General features: G+C 75.0%; 13 protein-coding genes. 6 read left to right on the top strand and 7 right to left on the bottom strand.

The window, feature by feature from the left end:
- Positions 1 to 189 precede the first annotated feature (189 nt).
- Both WMF39_RS43025 and WMF39_RS43020 read right to left on the bottom strand, forming a co-directional pair.
- Positions 190 to 1,086: a hypothetical protein gene (locus WMF39_RS43025; protein WP_437742246.1), complete on the bottom strand. Its 897-nt coding sequence runs from the start codon at positions 1,084 to 1,086 to the stop codon at positions 190 to 192.
- 52 nt (positions 1,087 to 1,138) lie between these two features.
- Positions 1,139 to 2,062, bottom strand: coding sequence for a hypothetical protein (locus WMF39_RS43020; RefSeq protein ID WP_437742245.1), 924 nt, complete (start codon positions 2,060 to 2,062; stop codon positions 1,139 to 1,141).
- A 690-nt stretch (positions 2,063 to 2,752) separates the two neighbouring features.
- Here WMF39_RS43020 and WMF39_RS43015 point away from each other — a divergent pair.
- Entirely contained in the window at positions 2,753 to 4,372 is a 1,620-nt protein-coding gene (locus tag WMF39_RS43015; protein WP_437742244.1) for an AgmX/PglI C-terminal domain-containing protein, read from the top strand.
- Between the two features lie 82 nt (positions 4,373 to 4,454).
- Here WMF39_RS43015 and WMF39_RS43010 read toward each other — a convergent pair whose 3' ends face one another.
- Positions 4,455 to 5,957: an amino acid permease gene (locus tag WMF39_RS43010; protein WP_437748110.1), complete on the bottom strand. Its 1,503-nt coding sequence runs from the start codon at positions 5,955 to 5,957 to the stop codon at positions 4,455 to 4,457.
- Positions 5,958 to 6,247: 290 nt separating this feature from the next.
- Between WMF39_RS43010 and WMF39_RS43005 the strand changes: the two genes are divergently transcribed.
- From WMF39_RS43005 to WMF39_RS42985, 5 genes are all read left to right on the top strand, one after another.
- Complete coding sequence (locus WMF39_RS43005) at positions 6,248 to 7,171, top strand: alpha/beta hydrolase (protein WP_437742243.1); 924 nt, start codon at positions 6,248 to 6,250, stop codon at positions 7,169 to 7,171.
- Between the two features lie 69 nt (positions 7,172 to 7,240).
- A complete protein-coding gene (locus WMF39_RS43000) occupies positions 7,241 to 10,264 on the top strand; it encodes a PEP/pyruvate-binding domain-containing protein (protein ID WP_437742242.1) in 3,024 nt (1,007 codons plus the stop codon).
- Positions 10,261 to 11,241 (top strand): pseudouridine synthase, encoded by a 981-nt coding sequence (locus tag WMF39_RS42995; protein ID WP_437742241.1) that lies wholly within the window; start codon positions 10,261 to 10,263, stop codon positions 11,239 to 11,241. The genes WMF39_RS43000 and WMF39_RS42995 overlap by 4 nt, the downstream gene beginning before the upstream one ends.
- Entirely contained in the window at positions 11,238 to 11,981 is a 744-nt protein-coding gene (locus tag WMF39_RS42990; protein ID WP_437742240.1) for a hypothetical protein, read from the top strand. Before WMF39_RS42995 ends, WMF39_RS42990 begins: the two co-directional genes overlap by 4 nt.
- A gap of 34 nt (positions 11,982 to 12,015) precedes the next feature.
- Positions 12,016 to 12,693, top strand: a complete 678-nt coding sequence (locus WMF39_RS42985) for a hypothetical protein (RefSeq protein WP_437742239.1) — start codon at positions 12,016 to 12,018, stop codon at positions 12,691 to 12,693.
- A 36-nt stretch (positions 12,694 to 12,729) separates the two neighbouring features.
- On the opposite strand, the gene WMF39_RS42980 is transcribed toward WMF39_RS42985, so the two are convergent.
- From WMF39_RS42980 to WMF39_RS42965, 4 genes are all read right to left on the bottom strand, one after another.
- Positions 12,730 to 13,650: a 3-hydroxyacyl-CoA dehydrogenase family protein gene (locus WMF39_RS42980; protein WP_437742238.1), complete on the bottom strand. Its 921-nt coding sequence runs from the start codon at positions 13,648 to 13,650 to the stop codon at positions 12,730 to 12,732.
- Entirely contained in the window at positions 13,647 to 14,174 is a 528-nt protein-coding gene (locus WMF39_RS42975) for a hypothetical protein (protein WP_437742237.1), read from the bottom strand. The genes WMF39_RS42980 and WMF39_RS42975 overlap by 4 nt, the downstream gene beginning before the upstream one ends.
- 108 nt (positions 14,175 to 14,282) lie before the next feature.
- Complete coding sequence (locus tag WMF39_RS42970) at positions 14,283 to 16,754, bottom strand: AAA family ATPase (protein WP_437742236.1); 2,472 nt, start codon at positions 16,752 to 16,754, stop codon at positions 14,283 to 14,285.
- Positions 16,755 to 16,993: 239 nt separating this feature from the next.
- On the bottom strand, positions 16,994 to 21,682 hold the full coding sequence (locus WMF39_RS42965; RefSeq protein WP_437742235.1) for a VIT domain-containing protein: 4,689 nt from the start codon (positions 21,680 to 21,682) through the stop codon (positions 16,994 to 16,996).
- Positions 21,683 to 21,687 lie beyond the last annotated feature (5 nt).

Here is a 21,687-nt window from a genome sequence, read left to right as displayed (position 1 = left end):
CGATGCGGCTTGGACCGTACGGCGGTGGAGCGCGAGCGACGCGGCGAGTTGCCGACACGTTTTCCTGACGGCCTCGTCCCATGGGTCCGCCGCGGTTAACCAGCGAGCGCCGAACCGTTGCGATCCGGTTTCGCGCGGCCCGCGCCCGCGCGCTGTCCAGCGCGGGGCGCCTCTCCTCCGGCACGCCCGTCACAGCGCGGCGACATCGATGTCGACCTCGCGCGGCTCCTCGGTGACGCCGCTCGGCGTGGCCCCGGCGCCCAGGATCGCGCCCACGGTCAGGGTCAGGGTCACCTCTCCGCTCGTGAGGGGCGTGGCGACGTACTTCCAGCGCAGCCGCACGCTGCCGCCTCTCTCCCCCTCTGCCGAGAGCGCCTCCACGGCGCGCCGCTCGATCTCCGGCGCCGTGAGCGCGGTGCGGAGCCGGTGGCCCGTCGAGGCGATGGCGGGCCAGCGGATGAGGGCGCGGTTGAAGGTCCCATCGAGCGTGTGGGTCACGACCGCGCGATGCCCCTGGACCCGGACGCCGTTCACGGCCCGGAACACGAATGTCTTGTAACGATGGACCTCCGGGGCGGAAGCCGCCGTTCCGTCCTGATCCTCGCGCAGCGTCCTCCGCTGCACCACGGCCCCGATCTCGTCGTTCGGTATGCCCCAGCTGTTCAGGCGCGCCAGCGCGTTCCGCCGGAGGAGCGCCTCGTCCGGCGAGATCCGCGGCCCGCTCGGCGTCTTTCGCAGGACGAGCACCTGGCCGTTCGACGGGTCCTTCTCGTAGGTCCAGTCCGCCGACTCGTGCTCCGTCCGGCGCCCCAGCTCGCCGAGCGGCGTGAACTGCTGATCGGCCCCGATGAGCGAGCGCTGGATGAGCGCGTCATCGAATGAACGCAGCGTCAGCCGGGCCGCCGGGAGCCTCGCGGCGGGCGCCGTGGCGAGCTCCCGCGCGTCGAACGTGAACCCCTCGATCGCCTGCGCGGCCGCGGCGATCTCGCCGTCGTCGCCGCCCCCTTCGGTCGCTACCTCCGGCGCCCCGCAGGCGATGAGGGTCATCGAGAGCGCGGCCCAGAAACCAATCGTTCGCGTCGTCATCGTCATGTCTCCTGTCGTTCGAATCCCTCGGGCAACACGCAGCGTTCGTCGTTCATCCGCCGGGCAGCACGCGCCCGTTCGAGGGGTCGCAGCCGGCGATGTAGTAGATGGTCGAGCCGGTCTTCAGTCCGGTGTTCTTCCGGTCGCGCCACCCGCCGTACTCGTACATGAGCTCCCGCGACGCGAACGACGCGCCGAACACGATGGAGACGGGGCAGTCATCGTCGTTGCTGAACTGGCTGTCGTCGTAGGCCTCGTCGATCCAGTTCTCTCCCACCCCGTTGGAGATGGAGCTGATCGAGTAGTCACCCACGTAGTCCTTCACGTGATTGCCGCACGACGAGTCGCCGTGGAAGGCGTTCCACATCGTCATGGTGCTGTCCGAGGTCGTGATCTGCTGCCGGTATCCGCCGTTCTTCCACACGTCGTAGTCGCCTGACTGGCACGCTTTGACGACCGCGATCTCCAGATCCCCGCCCGTGCCCGGGTTGCCGAAGAGCATGTTCTCGTTCGTCAGGACGCGGCAGTCGTAGCTGCCGTTGCCCATGACCAGGCCGCTGTAGGCGGGCGTCGACGAGCTCCCGGCGTCGTGCCAGCCGTGCGTGTGGATGAAGACGACATCGGCCTCGTCCGCGCCCGAGCCGGACGCCATGTCGTTCGCCGAGCAGGCGCAGGACGCCGCCTGGCTCGAGTCAGTCCAGTAGCTCCCCCGGGCGCTCGTGTTGTTGCGCGTCGAGACCTCGTCCCAGAGGGAGACCATGCTGAGGAGGTTGAACGTGCTCGCGAAGACGGCGGCGGTGCTCGTGTGCACCGAGTGCGACAGGCTGGTGTCGTCCTCGCACTCCCCCGTGTGTCCGAAGTTTGCGACCCCATAGACGTGCGCCTCGTGCTGCGCGCGCGCCGACGACGGCATCGCAAGGAGGCACCCGAGCACCGGAACCCCCGCGAGGACATGGAACAATCGCCTGTTGCTCATACGCTCGACTCCTTCGTTGTCTCGATCGGTGGATGTTCGCCGCGGCCCGCCGCCCAGCGCGCGCTCCACGGGCGCGCCGACGGTGGACCACGGGCGTGGACCGGCGCCGGGCAGCGTCGACGGGCGCGGGCGTCAGCGCGCCGCGCTCCGTTCAGCGCGGTCGCGCGTCGTTGACGTCGACAACGGCGTCGACCTCGACGACGTCGCCAACGCACCCAACGTTATTCGCAGCTTCCGTGCCATCGCCTGGCGTCCGCCAGCGGGGGCGTCGCGTCACCCCAGGCTTCAGCCATCTCCCTGGGATGCGCGGGGATCGTGCCCGCGCGGGCGCCGTCGACTGCCGTCGGCCGCCCTACGGTTCCGCTCGAGGTGGCGGCGCGATCCCGCGGGGTGATGGCGCGGGCCACCACCACCACCTCGAGGCGCCGGGCGGCGGTCCAGAAACTGGAACCCCCGGGCGCGCGGATGCGCCGCTGAAAATCGCGGCGCGGCTCCGGAACCTGGGGCGGGCGGCGCTGTCGATCCCTGGCGTGGACGCGGTGCTCCGCGGCGCACGCAGAGAGCGGTGAAGCTCGCCGCGCGTGCGCCGGGGCGCGCCGAGAGAGGCGGGCTCTCGATGGCTCGCTCCATTCAGACCGCTCGCCGCGCGGACATGCGCGCGAGCGCGAGCAGGGAAAGGGCTGTTCTCCGATGGACACGTTCAAGATGGCTCCGGGCATCGCACCCTCGAATCCGTTCCTCAGCAACCTGCCCTTCAGCCCGTATCCGGCCACCGAGGCCGACGTGCCCGCGGACGCGCCGGAGGGCTCCTATACGTACGCGCTCGTCAAGAGCGCGCCGGACGTCCCCGCCGACGAGTGCGAGACCGACGCGCTGTCGCTCGAGGTGATCATCCGGTGGGGAAACACCCCGCTTCACGTGGCGCACCTGACGCCGCCGCGCGCCTTTCATGTCGGCGAGGCGGAGGGCCCCGGGGGCGTGTGCGACTTCTTCCTACCTGCGGAGCGGCTCGGCGCGGCGCGGGCGCCGCTCGTGCTCGTCGGCGAGGGCGGGGAGGTGAGCGCCGTCATCCCGCCGGGCGCGTCGGGATCCATCGAGTTCGGCAGCTGCAGGATGACGATCGCGCAGGCGATCGCCACGGGCCGCGCGGCGCCGTGCGCGGAGCTCGACGGGGCGCGGCGGATCGCGCTGCCGCCCGGCGCTCGCGCGAGGCTCGAGCTCGGCGATTTCGGGTTCGAGGTGGCGGTGGGCAGGGCGGGCCGCCGCGTCGCGGGCAAGGCCGGCATGGACCGCCGCAACCTGCCGTTCACCGCGCTCTCGACGCTGCTCCACGTCGGCCTGCTCGGGGCCATGGCCGCGTTCATGCCCCCGCTCGCCATGGCCGACGACGGCGGCGTGAGCGCGGAGCAGGCCTACCTCATGGCGCAGGCGATCGGCGCGATCGCCGAGAAGGAGCTGCCCGAGGTGAAGGACGTCACCGACGCGACCGGCCAGACCGAGCGCGAGGGCGGCTCCGGCGCGGCCGCGATGGGCGAGTCGGGCAAGGCCGGGAGCGAGACGAGCCGGAAGACGGGCGGGCGCTTCGAGATCCAGGGGCCGAAGGACAACCGCGACGTGCGGATCTCGCGGGCCCAGGCGCTCGACGACGCGGCGCGCTTCGGCATGATCGGCGTGCTCCAGGCGGGGTCCGGCGGCGATCCCAACGCGCTCTCGGCGCCCTGGGGCGGCGCCGACACGCTCGGTAACGGCGAAAGGAGCGTGATCGCCAACATGTGGGGTGAGACGATCGACGAGTCGGGCGGCGTGGGCGGGCTCGGGTTGACGGGCGTCGGCGAGGGCGGCGACGGGCGCTTCACGGGCATCGGGATCGGGGCCATCGGCACCATCAACCACGGGAGCGGCGTCGGCGATGGGCAAGGCTTCGGCCCTGGCGGCGGCGCGTCGCGCTTCGCCAACGGCCCTGGCCACAAGGCGAGCGCGCCGCGCATGCGGGTCGGCTCGCCCTCGGTGTCGGGCCGGATCCCGCCGGAGGTCATCCAGCGCATCGTGCGCCAGAACTTCGGCCGCTTCCGGCTCTGCTACGAGAACGGGCTGCGCAACAGCCCGAACCTCACCGGGCGCGTGTCGGTCGGCTTCGTGATCGGCCGCGACGGGGCGGTATCGAGCGTCCACAACGGCGGCTCCGATCTGCCGGACGCCGGCGTGGTCTCTTGCGTGGTGCGCTCGTTCTACGGGCTGTCGTTCCCGCCGCCGGACGCTGGCATCGTGACCGTGACCTATCCCCTCCTCTTCAGCCCCTCTGGCGGCTGATTCCTCGCCTCGACTCTCCAGAGGCCGATTCGCCCTCTCCGCCTCTCTGTGGGCTGCAGCGTCCCTCTCTTCCGCCGGATCCCTACGGCCCGCCGCGCGCGGCGATCTGCCCGACGGCCCGCTCCGCCTCCGCGATCTCCCGCTCTCGCTGCTGGATCATCACCCCCTGGGGCGGGCCCTGGAAGCGGCGGCGCTCCAGCGCGAACCAGACGATGGCCGTCACGGCGAACACGATGAGCATGATGCCCAGGGCCTTGTCGTTCGGCGGCTGGACGCTCACCACGATCAGCATCAGGCACGCGAGGACGCTGATGATCGCGAGCGGCCGGTACAGCGGGCCGAGGTCCCACGGGCCCATCTTCACCCAGGTGCGGCCGTAGGCGCGCACGCCCATCATCGTGGGCATCACGTACGAGATGTAGAGGAAGATCACGCAGACGGCCGTGATCGTCGAGTAGACGGGCGTGTACACGGTGAAGCCGATCGTCAGCGCGCTGACGACCCAGATCGCCGTCGCCGGCGTCCGGAATTTCGGGCTCACCTTGCGCAGCTGCTCCGAGAGCGGCAGCCCCCCGTCGCGGGCGAACGCGAAGGTCATGCGGGAGGCGGACGTCACCGTCGCCAGCCCGCAGAGGTACTGGGCCACCGAGATGCCGGCGTAGAGCGCGATCCGGAGGTTCTCCGGGATGACGCGCTCCATGACCCAGAAGAAGACGCCGCCGCCCTTCGACGCCGCCTCATCCATGTCCGGGATCGCGAGCACGATCGCGCTCAGCATCAGCGCCCCGAAGACGCCGGAGACGAGCACCGCCCGGACGATGCCCCGCGGGACCGTCTGCGCCGCGCCGATCGTCTCCTCCGACGTGTGCGCCGACGCGTCGTACCCCGTGATCGTGTACGCGGGCAGGAGGAAGCTCAGGAGGAACAGCGTGGTCATGCTGCCCGTCTCCGGCCACACGTCGCCTCCCTTCGGGCCGCTGTAGTTCGTGAACGTGACGAGCCGGCCGACGTCGATCGCGGGCGCGTAGAAGAGCATCGCGGCGGTGAGGATCACCGAGACGACGAGGATGAGGTACCCGCTGAAGTCGGTGAGCAGCGTGGTGACGCGGATGCCGAGGTGATTGAAGAGCGCCTGCGTCCCCGTGATGAGCGTGACCCCGACGGCCTGCGTCACCAGCGCGCGATCCGGGGGCATCGCGGCGAGATCCACGCCGAACAGCGGGCCGAGCGAGCTCATGATGAACAGGTAGGCGCCGACGTTGATGGCCGCGAGGACGGTGATCAGCCCGATCAGGTTGAACCACGCGGTGGCCCAGCCGAAGCCCCGGCCGCCGAGGATCGAGGCCCAGTGGTACAGGCCGCCCGCGGTCGGGAACGCCGACGCGACCTGGCCCATCGTGAGCGCGATACAGAGCGTGAGCGCGCTGCACACCGGCCACCCGATGCCGATGCCGGCGCCGCCGACGCTGCAAAAGCCCATCTGGAACGACGTGATGCCGCCCGCGATGATGCAGATGATCGAGAACGAGATCGCGAAGTTGGAGAAGCCCCCCATCCTGCGCAGCAGCTCCTGCGCATAGCCCATGCTGTGGAGCGTCTTCACGTCGTCCGCGATCACGCCCTCCACGCTGCCCGGCGCACCGCCTGCGCGCGGCCCGACGTCCCCCTTCGTCTCACGGCTCATGAGCGGTCCCCTTTCGTCACGGGTCTCTCGCCCGGGGCCGACGGAGCCCTTCGGGCCTCGTCAGGATCGGCGCGTCTCGCCGATGAGCGCTCCCCCTTTTGAGGGCCCTCGCCCGGACCCATGCAGCCTACATGGGGGCACGTGGGCCTGCCCAGGGCTGCGCCCGCGCCCCGCTGCTACCCTCGCCGCCGATGGCCGCCACGACGATCCCCCCGCTCTCGCGCCGGCGCGCGCTGCTCGGCCTCGCCGCGCTCGCCGCGCCCTCGTGCCGGCGAGGCACCTCACCGCCGGCGCCGGAGGAGGCGGCCCCCTCGGCCTGGAAGGATCTCCGGTTCGAGCCCGCCTCCGAGGGCGAAGGCCCGCAGCGCGCGCTGCTCCTCGCGCCCGAGGCCGCGTCGGCGCCGCCGCTCCTCGTCGCGCTGCACGGGCGCGGCGAGGCGGTGCGAGGCCTCGAGGTCGGCGCGCGCGGGTGGCGCGACGACTACGGCCTCGACGCGGCCCTCCGGCGGCTCCGCTCGCCGCCGCTCACGCCGGACGATCTCGGGCAGATGGTGACGCCCGAGCGGCTCGCGCAGCTCAACGCCTCGCTGAAGGAGCACCCTTACCGCGGGCTCTGCATCGCCACGCCGTTCACGCCCGACCTCCGCGACCGCTCCGTCGAGGGGGCCGCGGGCTTCGGCCGTTTCCTCGTCGAGCGGCTCCTGCCGCGGGCGCGCGCCGAGGGCGGCTGCCAGGCGGCGCGCGAGGCCACCGGCATCGACGGCGTGAGCCTCGGCGGCCGCCTCGCGCTGCTCGTCGGCCTGTCGTTCCCCGACGTCTTCGGCGCGGTCGGCGCCCTGCAGCCCGCGGTGCGGGCGGGCGAGGCGGAGATGTTCTCTGCGCTCGCGCGCCGGGCCATGGAGCGCCGCGCGGTCGCGCTCCGGCTCGTGTCGAGCGAGGCCGACCCGTTCTTGCCCGCCATCCAGGCGCTCAGCGCTCGGCTGCGGCAGGACGGCGTGACCCACACCCTGCTCGTCGTGCCCGGCCCGCACGACTACGCCTGGAATCGGGGGCCTGGCGGCGTTGAAATGGTGCTCTGGCACGAGCGGATCCAGCGCGGTTTGCCGCCGCTGTGATCGCGGCGGCCCGGCCGTCACATGCCCCTGACCCAGGCCGCCGAACCGTGTTACTCCCTCGGCATCGACGTGGCCGACCCCACACGCACCGCCCGCGCCGACGGCGCGACCGATCCGCCCACCGTGCGCGAGTGGCTCAAGCCGCTCGAGAGCGCCGGCCTGCGCCGCCACACGAGCGCGAAGCGCGTCGGCGGCAAGGCGGCCTCGCTCGGCCGCCTGCTCCGCGACGGCTTCCCGGTGCCGCGCGGGTGGGTGCTCGACGCGCGGTGCTTCACGGAGCTCGTCGACCGGCAGCTGCCGCCGGGGCACGACCTCGCCACGCTGATCCGGCTCTCGGGCACGAGGGCGGGCGTCGACCGGGCGGCGCGCGCGCGCGACCGCATCCTGAGCGAGCCGCTGCCCGAGGCGCTCTCGACCGCGCTGCGGGCGCTCTGGCAGGCCGTCGAGCAGGAGGCGCCGTGGGGCCTCGCGGTGCGGTCCAGCGCCACGTGCGAGGACAGCGAGGAGACGTCGATGGCGGGGCTCGCGACGTCCGTGCTCGGCGTGCGCGGCGAGGCCGGGCTCGACGCCGCGATCCGGCAGGTCTGGGCGAGCGCCTTCCTGCCTCGCGCGCTCGCGTACCTCGCGCACGCCGGCGTCCGCGACGTCGCGATGGGCGTCGTGCTGCAGGTGATGGTGCGCGCCGAGGCCGCGGGCGTGCTGTTCACCGCGCCCCCGCCGGGGCTCGAGGGCGAGCACTGGCACGCCGGCGAGCGGCTCGTGAACGCCACGCTCGGGCTCGGCGCGCCGGTCGTCGACGGCGCCGCGGCGGCCGACACGATCCGGCTCGCGCGCGACGGCGGCAGGGTCGTCGCGTCGGCGGTGGCGCAGAAGCGGCGCGCGCTCGTCGTGGGCGCGGCCGGGCTCGAGGAGGTCCCGGTGCCCGAGCCGAGCGTCGAGCAGCCGGCGCTCGGCGAGGCCGCGCTGCGGCAGCTCGCCGAGCTCGCCGAGCGGCTCGAGCAGGGCGGCAAGGGCCCGTTCGACGTGGAGTTCGCTGTCGAGGCGGTCGAGGAGCGCGGCGAGGGCCCGCCCGGCGCGGCGCTCGTGGTCGACGGGGAAGCGCCGTCCGACCCGCCGGAGGCCGCCGCCGCGGCGGGCGCGTCCGCTCCGGTGGCGCGGGAAGCCGGCGAAGGCGCGCCCTCCCCGGCGGCGTCGGAGGGCGGCGAAGGCGCGCCCTCCCCGGCGGCGCGGCGCGTGTGGCTGCTCCAGGTGCGCCCGGTGAGCGGCGGCGGCTTCCCCGAGGGCGGCGACGCCGACACGATCTGGTCGCGCGCCAACGTGGGCGAGGCGCTCCCCGGCGCGGCGACGCCGCTCACCTGGTCGGTGGCGCGGGCGTTCTCCGACCGGGGCTTCCGCGAGGCGTTCGCCGCGCTCGGCTGCCGCGTGCCGCGGGGCGCGCGCCTCGTGGCCAACGTGCACGGGCGCTTCTACCTCAACCTCACCGCCTTCATGCGGATCGCGGCGCAGGTCCCGGGGCTCTCGCCGCGCGCGCTGCTCGGCATGAGCGGCGGGGCGAGCGAGGCGCTCATCGCGCGGCTCGCCGAGCAGAGCGAGGGCGTCTCGCGGCGCGGCTTCTATGCGCGGCTGCCGCTCACCGGGCCGCGGCTCCTCCTCCGGCAGGCGCGGCTCGAGCGCGAGGTGGCGGCCTACGAGGGCGAGGCGCTCTGGGCGCAGCGCGCCCTCTCCGAGCTCGACATGACGCTCCTGCCGGACGACGCCATCGGCACCACGCTCCGGAGCGTCTTCATGCTGCTCGAGCGGACCGGCACGCGGATGCTGCACTGCGCGTCGGCGTCGCTCGCGAGCCACCTCGCGCTGTGCAAGGCGCTCGAGCGCATCGCGGGCCGCCGCGCCTCCGCGCGCTCCGCCTCCGGGGAGGCGCACCTCGACGCGCCGGCCGGGCGCGCGGAGACGAACGTCGAGCACCTGGCGCAGGTGCTCGCGGGCGGCGTGCGCGAGCTCGACAGCGCGGGGCCGGGCATCGAGCTCGCGCGGGTCGCCGAGCTCGTCATGCAGGATCGGACGGCGCGCGAGCGGCTCCTCGCCGGCGGGGTCCTGTGGCCGCGCGACCTGCCCGAGGGGCCGGCGCGCGACGCGTACGCGCGGTTCCTCGACGCCTACGGCGACCGCGCGGTGCGCGAGGCGGAGCTCGCGACGCCGCGCTGGGGGGAGGACCCGTCGCCGGTCGTCGCGATGCTCACGGCGTCGCTGCGCGGCGCGCCGGGTGATCCGGAGCGCGCGCTGGCGCGCGCTCGGGCGCTCGCCGATCGGGAGATGGCGATGCTCGAGACGCGCGTGCCGCGGCTGGAGCTCGCGCTCCTGCGCGCCCTCGTCGGCCGCGCGCAGCGCTACGTGCGCCTGCGGGAACGCATGCGCACGTGGGTGACGCGCGTCCTCGGCATGCTGCGTAGGGTCGCGCTCGACATCGACCGGCGCCTCCGGCGCCTCGATCCCTCGCTGGAGCCCGGGAGCGTCTTCTTCTGCACCTACGAGGAGCTCGCGACGGCGCTCTCCAGCGGCCGCGCCGACGTGGGCCACCTCGTCCGGCTGCGGCGCGCCGAGCACCTCCGCGACGCCGCGCGCCCCGATCCGCCGGCCACCTTCATCGGCCGGCCGCCGCCGGTCGTGCTGCCGCCCGCGTCCGGGGAGCGCCTGCTCGGGCTGCCGGCGAGCCCCGGGGTCGTCGAGGGGCGGGCGCGCGTGCTCGAGCCGGGCGCCTCGGCGCTCGACGCGGTGGCGCCGGGGGAGGTGCTGGTCGCGCGCACGACCGACGTCGGCCTCTCGCCCCTGTTCCTGGTGGCCGCCGCGGTCGTGACCGAGCTCGGCGGCCCCATGTCGCACGCCTCGATCGTCGCGCGGGAGTACGGCATCCCTGCGGTGGTGAACGTCCCCGGCGTGACGCTGGCGATCAAGACGGGCGATTGGCTCCGCATCGACGGCGATCGCGGCGTGGTCGAGCGCCTGGACGAGCGCGCCTCGCCGTCGTCGCCGGGCGTCGTCGCCGGGGGAGCTCCTGGCGGCGGCGCTGCCCCGCGCCCGGCGCCGCCCGGATGACGGCCGCGCGGTTCCGCGTCGGGCCCTCGGACGGCCCCACGGTGGCCGACGTCCTCGAGCGCGCGGGCGGCGCGTCGCGGGGCCTTGCGGGCGCGGCGGCGGAGGGGCGCGCGTTCCTGAACGGCCGGCGCGCGCGGCCCGGCGACGGGGTGGCCCTCGGCGACGAGCTCGCCGTGTGGCCGGCGCGGCGCGACGCGCCGGGGGCGCCGTCGGTGGAGGTGCTGGCGCGCTGGGGGGAGCTCCTTGTCGCGTCGAAGCCTGCGGCGCTGCCGACGGAGCCGGAGCGCCGGGGCACGCGGTCGCTGGTCACGGAGATCGCGGAGCTGCTCGGGCTGCGCGACCTGCCGCACGCGGCCTCGCGGCTCGACGTCGGCGTGAGCGGCGCGGTGCTGTGCGCGACGGGCGCGCGGGGCCGGCGGCACCTGGCCGCGATGCGCGAGGCGGGGCGCATCGCGCGGGTGTACGTCGGCGTCGCTGGCGGGCGCGTCGAGGGGTCGGGCACGTGGGATGCGCCCATCGGCGCCGCGCGGTCGCGGGGCGGGCGCAGCCTGCCCGCGGTGGGCGGCGCCGGGGCGAGGGACGCGGCGACGCGTTACCGCGTTATCGCCTCGGCGGGCGGCGGCGCGGCGCCGGCCACGCTGCTGCGCCTCGACCCGGTGACGGGCCGCACGCACCAGCTCCGGGTGCACGCGGCGCACGCGGGGGCCCCGCTCCTCGGCGATTGCGACCACGGAGGAGCCCGGTCGGTGACCACGGCGAGGGGCCGGGTGATCGCGCTCTCGCGCGTCGCGCTGCACGCCTTGCGCGTCACGGTGCCGGACGAGCGCGGCGAGCTCTGCGCGGCGATCGCGCCGGTGCCGGACGAGCTCCGCGAGCTCTGGGTGGCGCTCGACGGCGACGGCTCGGCGTGGGAAGAGGTGCTCTCCGCGACGCTCGAGGCGGCCCTGCCGCTCGGGCCTCTTTCCGGTACCCGATGACCTCGCCTCGCCCTCTCACCCGCGCCGCCCTGGGGCTCCTCGCTGGCCTTGCGCTCGCCGCCGCCGGCGTGGTCGCCGTCGCCGAGCCGGAGGCTCCGCCGTCCCGCGCGGGGTATGCGCCGGACCCTGCCCCGCGGCCCAGCGCGAAGCAGTGGGTCTTCGACGTGCAGTACGCGAAGGGGAGGGGCTCGGTCGTGCGGGTGCGGCCGGTTGCGCTCGACCGGCCTCTGGCGACGGCGCGGGTGATGGGCCGGTTCGCGATCGAGCTGTACGTTGGCCAGGAGCTGCTCGATCGGGTCCGCTTCGACGTGCCGCTGACGGGGGACGCGCCGGAGCGGCCGCCGGGCGCCCTGCTCCGCCGTCCGACGTTCGACAACGGCGTGACGACGCGGCTGCGCGTGCAGATGGCGGACAACCCGCGCGCGAGCTGGGCCAAGCTGGTGGACCGGAAGACGGGCGCGGAGGAGCGCTTCTTCTGGCCGCCGGAGCCGGACGGCCGGCTCGTGTCGCTGAGCGCGCAGGGCGGGGTGGCGATCGACGGGGGCGCGCCGGGGGATGCGGGGAAGCTGCCTGCGGACGCCGGGGGACCGGAGGATGCGGGCTGGCCGGACGCTGGCTCCGATGGGGGCTTTCCGCCGGTGGACGCGGGCTGGCCGGATGCGGGCTGGCCGCCGGTGGATGCGGGGCGGCCTCCGGATGCCGGGTTGCCGCCGGATCCGTTCAGGCCGCGGCGGAAGTAGCGCGCCCTGCCTGAGCTGCGGTACCTTGGCGGGCATGCAGGACCGCTCGCTCGCTGTCGTCGCATCGCTCGCCCTCGCTGTCGTCTTCTCCGCGGCGCCGGTCGCCGCCCAGCCGCCTGCGGGCAAGGAGAAGCCGCAGGCGGCTGCGCCTGAGCCGGCGGAGGCCGCGCCCGACGCTGCTTCGTCGCAGCGCAAAGATCCCAGCGGGCACACCGGCATCAGCCCCTACACGGAGCAGGTGCTGAAGGGCCAGGCGTCGTTCGTGGCGCGCGACATCCCGGGCGCGATCGCAGGGTTCCAGGAGGCGATCAAGCTGGATTCCTCGAAGATGCTCGGCTTCTACCTGCTCGGCGAGGCGATGCTCGAGTCCGGCAACATGGCGGAGGCCGAGACGGCCTGGACCACGGCGATCGGCAAGAAGGGCACGGAGGAGCTCCACGCCAAGGTGCTCTTCTGCCTCGCCGATCTGCGCGAGCGTCAGAAGAACTGGCAGGCCGTGAAGGAGGCGTGGGGGGCCTACAGCACGTACCTGACGAGCAACCCCAAGGCGACCGGCTATCCGGCGACCGCAGCGGAGCGGCAGAAGCAGGTCGACCGGCGGGTGAAGGACGAGAAGGACTACGCCGCGGTCAAGGAGCGCATCATCCAGCGCGAGGCCGAGCGCCAGAAGGAAGCCGAAGAGAACGCCAAGAAGGACAAGCTGAACCGGTAGCGCGCCCTCGGCCGCGCGCGGCCCCCGCCGCGCCCCCTACCCGCGACGCCAGCCGTCGCTGGGCTGGGCCCCCGCCTCCGTCCATCGATAGAACCCTTCCCCCGTCTTCTTCCCGAGCTTCCCCGCCCGCACCATCTGCCGCAGGATCACCGGCGGCCGGAACTGCTCCCCCACCTCGCGGTGGAGGTGCTCCAGGATGGCGAGCCGCACGTCGAGCCCCACGAGGTCCGTCAGCTTGAGCGGCCCCATCGGGTGCCGGTACCCGAGCTCCATCGCCCGATCGATGTCGACGGCCGACGCCACCCCGGCCTCCAGCATCCGCATCGCCTCTGCGCCGAGCGCCACGCCGAGCCGGCTCGTCGCGAAGCCGGGCGTGTCGTTCACCACGATCGGCGTCTTGCCCAGGCGCCTCGCCACCGAGAGCGCCGCCGTCACCGTCGCCTCGTCGGTCTCGAGCCCCCGCACCACCTCGAGCAGCTCCATCACCGGCGGCGGGTTGAAGAAGTGCAGGCCGATCGTGCGCCCGCCCGCGCCGAGCCGGCGCCCGAGCTCCGTGACGCTCAGGCTCGACGTGTTCGTGCCGAGCAGCGCCCGCTCCGGCGCCGCCGCCTTCACCCGGCCGAGCACCTCGACCTTGAGGTCCATCCGCTCGGGCACCGCCTCGATCACGAGATCGGCGTCCGCCGCCGCGCGCTCGAGATCCGGCGACGCCACGAGCATCCCGATCATCTCGCTGCGCGCCTCGTTGAGCATCTTGCCCTTCTGGACGAGGCGATCGGTCGAGCGCTTGATGTCCTCGATCGCCGCGCCGATCCGCGCGGCCTCGACGTCGTAGAGGCGCGTCACGTAGCCGGCGACCGCCGTGACCTGCGCGATCCCCTGGCCCATCGTGCCCGCGCCGAGCACCAGCACCGTGCGCATGCGCGCTGCGGCGGGGTCCACCACGATCTCGCTCACTTCGACGGAGCCGGAGCGCCGTCCTTCTGCCGCGCCTCCATGCGCTTGCGCACCAGCTCCACCTCCTGCGGCGTCAGCTTGCGCAGGTTCGCCGGGCCCGGCGCGGCGGTGCCCGCCGCGCGCTGGGCCGCGGCGGCGCTCAGGGCCTCCGCGGCCGCCCCCGCCGCGGGCCCGGTCGGCGCCGCAGGGCGCGCGCCGGGCTGCGCCGCAGGGCGAGCCTCGGCGGTCGCCGGGCGGGCGCCGGCGGGGGCGGGGCGAGCGCCGGCCGCCGCCGGGCGAACCACGGCCGCAGCCGGGCGCGCGCCCGCCGGCGCGGCCTGCCCCGCGGCGCCGTCGTCGTCGCTGTTCATCGCGAGAAACGTGACGCCAGCCACCACGAAGACCGCGAGCCCCAGCGCAGGGACCCAGTTCGGGGTGGGCGGCTCGTCCGCCGGCAGCGCGCGGGCGGGCTCCCCGTCGAAGCCATGGTGATCGCTCACGTCGTGCGCCGGGGCCGCGTGAGCCTCGTGATGGGCCGTGCTCATGCGCGGACAGTTGCCGCACTTCGAAAGCGGCGTCGAGGGGGTTCCACGCGCTTGCACGTACCGCCCACGTACGGCCCGCGCCCCGCCGGCCAGAACGGCCGGGCGCGCTCAGCCCGCGAGCCGCCGGTGGCTGTCGAGCGCCGCGCGCTGATCCTCGAGATCGTCGTCGTAGACGGCCTCGATCGCCTCCGCCGCGAGGCGGTGCTGCCGCTCCGCCGTCTCCTTCGGCTGCATCCCGTACGCGGCGTCGCGGATCAGCACCGTGCAGAACTCGAAGCGGTGCTCCCCCATCCGCGACCAGATCCGCTGCGCCTCGCCGAAGCGCAGGTGATCCACGAGCGCCGAGGCGTCCGGGATCATCCGGGCGAGCACGCGCGTGTCGAACTCGCGCCCCAGCACCGCGGCGGAGATCACCGTCTGCCGCGTCCGCGGCTCGAGCCGCTCGAGCCGCGCGACGAGCAGGCTGTTCACGGTCCGCGGCGGCATGAACCGGCTCGAGCGCGCGGCGTCGTGGGCCGACCCGTACCGCCCGTCCTCCAGCCAGTACGCGAGGATCTCCTGCGCGAAGAACGGGTTCCCCCCCGCGGTCTGGCCGAGCAGCGACCCGAGCATCGTGGGGAGCGGGCCGCCGAAGAACGGCTCCGCGAGCGCGAGCAGCCGCTCCGCCGGGAGCGGCGCGAGCTCGATCGCCTGCGACGGGATGCCGGCGTCGAGCGGGATGCGGGCGTCCACGCCCTCCCCCGAGGACGCCGCCGGCCGCGCCGAGCAGATCACCGCCAGCGGCAGGTCCCTGCAGGCGGCCGTGATCGCGCGCACCGCCTCGAGCGACGTCCGATCGGCCCACTGCGCGTCGTCGAGGTGCACCACCACCGGCTGCAGCGAGCTCTCCGCGACGAGCAGCGCGGCGAGCGCCCCGAGGACCTCGTCGCGCCCCCCGGCCTCGGCCCCCGCCTCCTGGCCGCGCAGCCTGAGCAGCCGCGCGAGCGCCTCGCGCGACCTGTCGATCCCGGCCCGCACCTCGGTCCAGCTCTCGGGCAGCCGCTCCAGGAGCAGCTCCAGCGCGAGATCGAGCCCCGCCTCCTTGGCCCGCTGGCCGAGCTCCGACGAGATCCCGAGGTACTCCTTGAGCGCGAACTCGAACGCGTAGAGCGGGGTCCTCAGCGTCTGATCGCAGCGGGCCTCGATCCACAGGAGCGGGCGCATGTCCATGAGCTGCGCGCGCTGGTGGCGGTAGCTGTGCACGAGGTAGCTCTTGCCGATGCCCGCCTCGCCGAGGATGTACACGACGCCCGCGGAGCGCCCGGTGAACAGGGGCTCGAGCGCCTGCGTGAGCCGCCCGAGCTCGACCTCGCGGCCGATGGGGCCGAGGTCGTAGAACTCCTCCTGCACCGCGATGCGCCGCCGCTCGAGCGAGTAGACGAGGATCGGCAGATCGAACCCGTCGAACCGGAAGATGTTCTCCGTCGACCACTGGTGGCTCGCCTCGCCCGCGCGGAACGCCCGCTCGTCCGCCCAGATCGACGACGGCGCGGCCTTCCGCGCGATCTGCGCGGCGAGGTGGATGGCGCGGCCGACGCACGCGAACTCGCGGCGGCCCACGGCGCCGAAGAAGCCGACGAGGCAGCGCGCGCGGGTGACGCCCACCGCGAGCCGGGGCACGCCGAGGCCGTTGCTCTTCAGCTCGAGCGCGAAGTCGAGGGCGCGATCGTGGTCGCTCTCGTGCGCGACGGGCGCGCCGAAGTAGAACTGCGCGCCGAAGCCGCGCTCGGTCACGGTCATGCCGGCGAACGTCGCGCCGTACATCGCCGAGATCTCGTGCAGCTGCTGGAGGAGCTCCGTCGGGCTCTCCACCCGATCGAGCGAGACCGACACCGTCGTCACCTCGCGGATCTCGCCCTCCGGCGCGAGATCGCCCGCGCCCGGCGGCAGGAACGCCTCGACGTCCGCGTCCGTCGGGGCCGACGTGATCGTCAGCGAGGGGGGGCCGCTCAGGAGATCGGCCTCGTCGAGCTCCGCCACGCTCTCCCGCGCGCTCGCCGCGGGGAGCCGCTCGCGGAAGCTGCGATCGAGGTGGAGCTCGCTGTCGTCCCCCCCGCGGTCGGTCGCCTGGCAGGCCTCCATCGCGGGGCCGTAGATCAGGAAGTACGCGCGATCCGGGGCGATGCGCACGATCGTCCAGTGGACCGTGCCCCAGGCGAGCCCGATCCTGAACGGCGTCTGCGCGCCCCCGGCGCCCAGCGTGCGCCGCGCCGCGAGCTCCAAGAGGCTGCGCCGCATCGCGAGCGCCGCGCTGCGGGCGTGCCGGGTGACGTTGCGCCCTGGCCGATCGGGGAACAGCGCGGTGAACCCGCCGGCGGGCGACAGCGTCGCGACGAACCCGCCCGACTGGTGCACGGCCTCGAACAGCGGATCGAAGAACGAGCGCAGCGCGTCCGGATCGAGCGCCTGGCGCGCGATCATCTGCTCGGCGAGCTCCACGATCGCCGGCAGCGAGACGTGCAGGACAGCCGCGTCGACCGCTCCCGCGTATTGCCCTTCGGCGTCCTGTTCGAGGATGAAGTCCGGGACGAGCGGATTCATGTCGAAACTGTATCGGGTATCTCCGCCCGACACGAGCGCGGCGGGAGGGCCGCTCGATCCCCGGGCGAGCGCGCCCGGGGGGGCGCTGAAAAGGTTGTTACGGAAGCGCGCTGCGAGGGTCGTTCAGGACATGTGAAGGGAGGGGTGCGCAAGAGAGGGCCTCCGCGCGTGGGCGGAGGTCGGTCCCGTCAGGTTCGTCTTCGTCCGTTCCGTCAGTTTCGTCAGTTTCGTCAGTTTCCTCAGAACGGCGGGGCCGCCAGGCCGTCGACCGGCACCAGGCGGGAGGTGAAGAAGACGCGCACCGTGCCGAGCTCGAGGCGCGCGCCGTCGAGCGTGAAGGGCACCTTGCGGGTCTCTCCCGCGAGGCGCAGGGTGAGCTCGCCGCGGACCGGGCCCGGCGCGCTGGCCCCGGGGCTCGAGGCGCCGGCGCCCTCCTCGGCCGACGCGCGCGCGATCTCGACGACGTAGCTCCCCTTGGGGAGGCTCCGCAGGGCGAGGGACTCCGAACGCGTGCTCGTCGCGTCGCGCGAGCGCACACCCACCGACGGGAGGGTCGCGCCCATCCACGAGACGCGCCGCCCCTGCGCGTCGATGAGGGAGAGGTCGAGGTCGGCGCCGCCGGTCCACTCGGCGCTGAGCCGCACGTCGCCGGGCAGGTCGGCGGCCGGCGCCGCGTCCGGCTGCGCGAGCCGCCGGTCGATCTCCGCGCGGAGGGCGGAGGTCGCGTCGAGGCGGAGCTGGCTCGCGAGCTCGCTCATGCCGCCCTCGCCGGCGCACCGGATCGCGGCGGCGACGAGCTTCGCGTCGGCGGGCGCGAGGTCGGCGAGCGCCACCCGGTGCTGGCACGCGAACGCGGGCCGCCCCGCGGCGTCCCAGAGCTCGGCGAGCCGCGCCTGGGTGGCCCGGTCGCCGGGGCGCACGTCGGCGAGGCCGCCGAGGATGCGCGCGGCGCGGTCGCGCTGGCCCTGCCGCGCCGCGAGGTCGGCGCGGGCGATGAGCGCGTCGGGATCGAGCGCGTCGCGCCCGCTCCAGCGCGCGGTCAGCTCCTGGGCCTCGCCGAGGCGGCCGGTCGTGGCGTAGAGCGCGTAGAGGCCCGCCGTCCTGTCGCGGCTGTCCGGGGCCGCCGCGAGCGCCGCCTCGGCGGCCGCGGTCTTCGCGGCGCTCTCGGGCGCGAGCGTGTTCGTCGCGTCGAAGCTCACCTTGCGATCGAACACCCGGCGCATCGGGATCATCCGCCGCGACGGCGGCGGGCGCGACCACTCCTCGGCGGCGACGAGGCCGTCGTCGCGCGATCTCCGGGCGCGCTCGTCCAGCGGGGGCGCCGGCTTCGGCTCCGCGGGCGCGGCGGCCGTCGGCGCCGGCGCCGGCGCCGGCATGTCGTCGAGCGAGCCCGAGAGGGGATCGAACTTTTGGAATCGTCGCTTGGCGGGCGACGCCGGGCGGGCGCCGGCCGACGTGCGAGACTCCGCCTTCGCGGCCGGCGCGGCGTCCGGCCAGCCGGAGCCGCCGCCGCCCCTGCCGCTGCCCGACAGGCCGAGGCCCGCCCCGAGCGCGTCGCCCTTCTCCTCGGCGCCCTCGTCCGCCGCGTCGCCGGGCTCCTCCCCCTCGGCGCTCGCGCTCACGCGCTCGGCCTGCTCCTCGCCCGTGAAGGCGGAGGTGATGCCGTCCCGATCGAGGCCGAACGCCTTGAACATCGCCTCGCTCTCCAGGACGAGCAGCGAGGTGAACCGGCTCGCCACCGAGAAGCGCCGCGACAGCTCGATGATGGCGGGCTTCTGCGCGTCGCCGCCGGTCTCCTCGAGCTCCGCGATCTTCGCCGCGGCGTAGAGGCGCGGGACGAAGGCGTTGCCCGCGCCGGTCGTGGCGACGATGTTGACGGGGTAGCTCTGCTCGAAGCGCTCGCCCGAGACGCGGCCGCGGAGGCGGATCGCGCCGCTCACGTCGGCCCCGGAGCTCATCCGCGCCACGACGAGCGCCTCGCCGCCGGCGCGGATCGGGTCGAGCCGCGCCGGCGTGACCTGGGTCAGGCCGGGCGGGAGCTCGATCTCGGGATCGCGCAGCGCGAGGCCGTACGCCGCGCCGAGGACCGACTGCGCCGCGCTCGCGACCTTCTGGCCGGGCACGTAGGGGACCATCACCCCGCCGCCGCCCCGCGCGAGCGCCCTGAGCGACGTGGTGTCCGCGTCGCTCCCGAGCGCGACCGCGACCACCGCGGCGGCGCCGTCCGCGGGGACCGCGCCGCGCACCGCGGCCTCGATGTGGGCGGGGCGCGTCGGGCCGACCGAGGGCGTGCCGTCGCCGAGGTAGATGATCCGGAGCTCCTTGCCGTCGAGCGGGCCGGCGGCCGCGCGCGCCGCGATCATCGCCGCGGCGAGATCGCTGCCGCCGTCGGGCTCGATGCCGCCGAGGAAGCGCTCGACCTCGCCCGCCGAGGCGGCGCCGGGGGCCATGGGGCGCGCGGCGCCGCCCTGGCCGGCGTCTCCGAGCGAGCGGCAGAGGGTGTCGCACGCGAGCACGACGACCTCGTCGCGCCGGTCCATCTCGCGGACGAGCGACGAGGCGAGCCGCGTCGCGCGGGCGAACCGCTCGCCGACCATGGATCGGCTCGAGTCGACGACGATCGCGTGGCGCCGCGAGGTCGACTCCTGCCACCGGGGGAGCCGGGGCCGGATCGCGATCGCGACGTACGGCGACGTGTCGCTCGCGATGGCCTGCGCCGCGGCGAGGGAGGCCTCGTGCTCCGCGCCGTCGCGCTTCGACGTTCCGGCCGCGCCGGCCGCGCCGCGCCGCGCCTGGGAGGCCGCGGGTGGCGTGGCCGGCGCCGGGGCGGGGGGCATCCTGTAGGCCCAGGCGGTGACGGGCCGGTCGCGATCGGGGAGCGCGTACTCGACCGTGAGGTCGCCGGCCGGCGTGAACCCGCGGGCCTCCAGCGTGCGGCGGTCGGCCGCGCCGTCCGCGGGCGCGGCGGCGAGATCGTAGCCGCGCGTCGCGACGCCGAACTCCCGGTCGTGGCCGAGCACCTGCACGTCGAGCGAGAAGTCGCCGATGTTCGTCGTGCCGCTCTGGTCGTGGGCGAGCGGGTAGGTGAAGCGCCGGACGCCGCCGGCCTGCTCGACGAGCTGCGTGTAGGTGAGCACGACGCGCCGCGAGCCGCGCTTCGGGATGGGGAAGATGCGCAGCTCGAACCGGCCGCCCCGCTGCCACTCGAGCAGCGCGGGGTCGCGCCACGGGCCGGGGACCCAGATGATCTCCTCGCGCGGCTTGGGCGCCTTGGGGGCGGCGTTCTGGAGGACGCCGCGCCAGATCGCGGCCCCGCGATCGCGATCGACGAACGCGCCCTCGACGAGCTTGCCGTCCACCTCGAGCGCGAGCCGCTCGATCTGCGCGCCCGGCGGGAGCGGGAACCGGAAGATGCCCTCGAGCTCCTCGTCGGTGTCGTTGGCGAAGGTCTCGTCGATCTCGGTCCTGGCGACGACGTCGACGATCCGCACCTTGACGGCGTGCCTGGCGAGCCGGACGGCCCGCTCTTTCTCCTGCGTCGCGCCCGGCCTGCGCGCCCTGAGCTCGCCGAGGCCGCGGAGCGCCGGGGCGTCGGCCTCCTCGGCGGAGCGGTCGCTCCACTCGAGCGTGTCGGCGAGCGACGTCGCGCTCGCGACCTCGGGCGCGGCGCCCTTCGCGAGCGTCGCCTCCTCGCCGGCGCGCACCTCGACGGGCTCGCCGCGCTCGCCGGTGACGCGCACGGCGCCGCGGGCCACCTCGACCGAGGCGCGCGCGGCGCCCGCGGTGATCGCGAGCTTGGTCCCGAGCACCTCGATCTGGCCGTGCGGCACCTCGATGCGCGCGGGCGGCGCGCCGGGGGCCGGGGTGACGTCGAGGACGACGGCGCCCTCGTCGACGCGCGCGCGGCGGCCGTCGCCGGCGATCCACACGCGGGAGCCGCGGTCGATGGCGAGCGCGGAGCCGTCCGCGAGCGACAGGTGGGCGCGCGTCCGCGCGTCGGTGCGCAGGGTCGCGCCCTCCGGGAGCGCGGCGCCCGCGGCGAGCGGCGCGCAGGCGCCCGCGGCGTCGCACGCCTCGAGGCCGCCCGACCTGTCGGCCGACGCGCGCGACACCGAGGCGACCTTGCCGGACCACGGCGCCCCGGCCGCCGCGGCGACGGACGCCGCCGTCGTTTCGCCGCCGCGCCGCAGGGCGACCCCCGCCGCTACCGCCGCCGCCGCGGCCAGGGCGGCGGCGGCGAAGGCCGAGCGCCGCCCGAAGGCCATGCGGCGCGCTGCCGGCGCGGTTCGCTCCGGCATCGTGGAGCGCGGTCCGCCCGTGCGCGCCTCGGCCGCGCCGGATCGCGCTCCGGAAGTGTCGGAACGCGGCCTGGGCGTAGGGGAACGCTCTTCGGTGGTGCCGGATCGGACGTCGGCCGAGTCGGATCGCCCTTCGGCGATGTCGGATCGGGCTTCAGCGGTGTCGGATCGCCCTTCGGCCGTGTCCGATCGTTGCTCGGCGATGTCGGATCGCCCTTCGGCCGCGTCCGATCGTTGCCCGGCGATGTCCGATCGTTGCTCGGCGATGTCCGATCGCCCTTCGGCGATGTCCGATCGCCCCTCGGTCACGCCGGATCGCGCGCCTGCGGCGCCGTGTTGCTCGTCGGCCGCCACCTTTAGGACCGCGCCGCTCGTCGCGCCCTCCGAGGGGCGCGCCGCCTCGAGCCGCCGGAGCAGCGCGTCTGCGAATCCGTCTGCCGGCCGGAAGTCCGCGCCCGCCGCCGCGGCGACCTCCGCGGCGCGCGCTGCGTCGTGCCGGAGATCGCGGCACGCGTCGCAGCCGGCGATGTGCTCGTACAGCGCCGGCCGCGCCGTCCCGTCGAGCACCTCCGCGAGCTGCTCCTCGACCTCGTCGCAAAGCCCAACCGAACCCGTCTCTGTCGCGCCCATCGCCC

Source organism: Sorangium sp. So ce1504 (genome assembly GCF_051521635.1).
Lineage (GTDB): Bacteria > Myxococcota_A > Polyangia > Polyangiales > Polyangiaceae > Sorangium > Sorangium cellulosum_B.
Note: the sequence above shows the minus strand (reverse complement) of the source record. Positions and strands in the feature narration are given on the sequence as shown.